Raw genomic sequence first — 3,746 nt, 5'->3', positions numbered from 1 at the left:
CTGTAGGGATGCCAGATGTGGGCGGCATCAACAGCGCTGATCTCGGCAGGCGTCATCGCAGGCACCTTCGGTAGATTAGCCGTCGACCATGATGACCCTCGCCCCCGCCCGGCCGGCGCCCGCGACCGCTCCGGGACTGATCCCGCCTGCCGCGGCGCCCCGTTCGGTGGCGCAGACGTCCGGCTTCTACCGCCACGACCTCGACGGGCTGCGCGGTATCGCGATCGCGCTGGTGGCGGTGTTCCACGTGTGGTTCGGGCGGGTGTCCGGCGGCGTCGACGTCTTCCTGGTCCTGTCCGGGTTCTTCTTCGGCGGCCGGTTGCTGCGCGGCGCCCTGACCCAGGGGGTGGCGTTGCGGCCGGTCCCGGAGGTCACCCGGTTGGTCCGCCGACTGCTGCCCGCCCTGGTCGTGGTGCTGGCCGCCTCAGCGGTGCTGACCGTGCTGATCCAGCCGGAGACACGCTGGGAGACATTCGCCGATCAGAGCCTGGCCAGCCTGGGGTACTACCAGAACTGGGAACTCGCCCGCTCCGCGTCGGACTACCTGCGTGCCGGCGAGGCGGTCAGCCCGCTGCAGCACATCTGGTCGATGTCGGTGCAGGGCCAGTTCTACATCTCGTTCCTGGTCCTGACCCTGTTGTCCGCCTTCTTGTTCCGGCGCGTACTGGGCAGGCACATGCGGGCGGCTTTCGTGCTGTTGCTCACCGCACTGACCATCGCCTCGTTCGTGTACGCGATCGTCGCGCACAACACCGACCAGGCCACGGCGTACTACAGCAGTTTCGCGCGTGCCTGGGAGCTCCTGCTGGGCGCACTGGTGGGAGCATTGGTGCCGCACGTGCGCTGCCCCATGTGGTTGCGCACGGTGGCTGCCGTGGTGGCGCTCGCGGCGATCCTGTCGTGCGGCGCGCTGATCGACGGTGTCAAGGAGTTCCCCGGGCCGTGGGCGTTGGTCCCGGTGGGCGCCACGCTGCTGTTCATCCTGTCCGCGGCGAACCGGCACGCGGATCCGCACACCCGCGGCCGACTGCCCGCGCCCAACCGGTTACTCGCGTCCGCGCCGTTCCTGACGCTGGGCAGCATGGCCTATTCGCTGTATCTGTGGCACTGGCCGTTGCTCATCTTCTACCTGGCCTACACCGGTCGTACGGGTGTGAACTTCCTCGAGGGCGCGGCAGTGCTTTCGGTTTCAGCCCTGTTGGCCTGGCTGACAATGCGCTACGTCGAGGAGCCGCTGCGCACCCGCAGTTCCTCAGCGGTCGCACCTGCTGCCGCACCGCCGAAATCCTCGGTGGCCCTGCGCCGGCTGCGTCGGCCGACGATCGTGCTCGGGTCCGTCGTCGCGCTGCTCGGGGTGGCGCTGACCGCGACGTCGTTCACCTGGCGCGAGCACGTGACCGTGCTGCGCGCGAACGGCGACGAGCTCGCCGGCCTCTCGTTGCCCGACTATCCCGGCGCACGAGCGCTGGTCGACGACGCCAGGGTGCCCAAGCTGCCGATGCGCCCGACGGTGCTCGAGGCCGAAGGCGACATTCCGCAAACCACCATCGACGGATGCATCAGCGACTTCGAGAACGCCAGCGTGATCAACTGCACCTACGGAGACGAGAACGCGTCGCGCACCATCGCCCTGGCGGGCGGATCGCATGCCGAACACTGGATCACCGCGCTGGATCTGCTGGGCAGGCAACACCACTTCAAGGTCGTCACCTACCTGAAGATGGGCTGCCCGCTGACGACGGCGGAGAGGCCGCTGGTGATGGGCGACAACCGCGAGTACCCGCGCTGCCGTGAATGGAACAAGCGGGTGATGCCGATGCTCATCGCGGACAAGCCCGACTACGTCTTCACGACCTCGACCCGCCCGTGGAACATCAAGCCCGGCGACGTCATGCCGTCCAGCTACCTGGGCATCTGGGAGACGTTGTCCGAGAACGACATTCCCATCCTCGCGATGCGGGACACACCGTGGCTGGTGCGGGACGGGGAGCCGTTCTTCCCCGCAGACTGTCTGGCCGGCGGCGGCGACGCGACATCGTGCGGGATCGGACGATCCGAAGTACTGTCGGATCACAACCCGACACTGGACTACGTGGCGGAGTTTCCGCTACTCAATCCGCTCGACATGAGTAACGCGGTGTGTCGCCCCGATCATTGCCGAGCCGTGGAGGGAAATGTGCTGATGTATCACGACTCTCACCACATCTCGAGCACCTACATGCGCACCATGACCGGTGAGTTGGGCCGCCAGATCGCCACCATCACCGGCTGGTGGCGGGCCTGATGCCGCCCTCCGGATCGGCGTCCACACCGACCGTCTGGCCAGGTTCCTCCTATCCCCTCGGCGCCACCTATGACGGCGCCGGTACCAACTTCTCGCTGTTCTCCGAGGTCGCCGACCGGGTAGAACTGTGCTTGATCGGCAAGGACGGCCGCGAGCACCGGATCGACCTGGAGGAAGTCGACGGCTACGTCTGGCACTGCTACCTGCCGACTGTGACCCCGGGGCAGCGTTACGGCTACCGCGTGCACGGCCCGTGGAGCCCGTCGTCCGGGCATCGCTGCGACCCGAGCAAGTTGCTACTCGATCCTTACGGCAAGTCTTTTCACGGCGAATTCGATTTCACCCAGGCGCTGTTCTCCTACGATCTGCGGGCCGACGACCTGGCCAGCGGGGGTGAGCCGCCGCGGGTCGACTCGCTCGGGCACACCATGACCAGTGTGGTGATCAACCCATTCTTCCAGTGGGGGTCCGACCGCGCTCCCCGCACGCCCTACCACGAGACCGTCATCTACGAGGCACACGTCAAAGGCATGACGCAGGCGCACCCGGGCGTTCCCGAGGAACTGCGCGGCACCTACGCCGGGCTGGCACACCCCGCGATCATCGACCACCTGAAATCGCTGAATGTCACCGCGATCGAGTTGATGCCGGCGCACCAGTTCCTGCACGATCATCGACTGCTCCAGCTGGGACTGCGGAATTACTGGGGCTACAACACGTTCGGCTTCTTCGCCCCCCACCACCAGTACGCCGCGAACAAGCATGCCGGCGGCGCGGTGGCCGAGTTCAAGACGATGGTGCGTGCATTCCACGAGGCGGGCATCGAGGTGATCCTGGACGTGGTCTACAACCACACCGCAGAGGGCAACCATCTCGGGCCGACCATCAACTTCCGCGGCATCGACAACGCTGCCTACTACCGGTTGCTCGACGGCGACAACCGGTACTACAAAGACTTCACCGGCACGGGCAACAGCCTCAACGCCCGCCATCCGCACACGCTGCAACTGATCATGGATTCGCTGCGGTACTGGGTACTCGACATGCACGTCGACGGGTTCCGGTTCGACTTGGCCGCGACCCTGGCGCGGGAGTTCTACGACGTCGACCGGCTGTCGGCGTTCTTCGACCTGGTCCAGCAGGATCCGGTCATCAGTCAGGTCAAGCTGATCGCCGAACCGTGGGACATCGGTGAAGGTGGCTACCAGGTCGGTAACTTCCCAGGTTTGTGGACCGAATGGAACGGGAAGTATCGCGACACTGTGCGTGATTACTGGCGGGGCGAGCCCGCAACACTGGGCGAGTTCGCATCCCGGCTGACCGGGTCGTCGGACCTCTATGAGGCGACGGGTCGACGGCCCAGCGCCAGCATCAACTTCGTCACCTGCCACGACGGCTTCACCCTCAACGACCTGGTGTCCTACAACGAGAAGCACAACGAGGCCAACGGCGAGGACAACCG

2 protein-coding genes are annotated in these 3,746 nt (G+C 66.1%); both read left to right on the top strand.

The genetic code is table 11. The features are described 5' to 3' along the window. Positions 1–88: 88 nt before the first annotated feature. Complete coding sequence (gene sucT / locus WA944_RS10790; protein ID WP_526374655.1) at positions 89–2,284, top strand: acetyltransferase SucT; 2,196 nt, start codon at positions 89–91, stop codon at positions 2,282–2,284. Further along, on the top strand, positions 2,284–3,746 hold a 1,463-nt coding region (gene glgX, locus WA944_RS10785; RefSeq protein WP_526646899.1), incomplete at its 3' end, for a glycogen debranching protein GlgX. The genes sucT and glgX, both read left to right, overlap by 1 nt.

The sequence above is a fragment of the Mycobacterium sp. genome (genome assembly GCF_049683355.1).
Lineage (GTDB): Bacteria > Actinomycetota > Actinomycetes > Mycobacteriales > Mycobacteriaceae > Mycobacterium.
The sequence above is the reverse complement of the archived record's forward strand: the minus strand, read 5'-3'. Positions and strand labels throughout refer to the sequence as shown.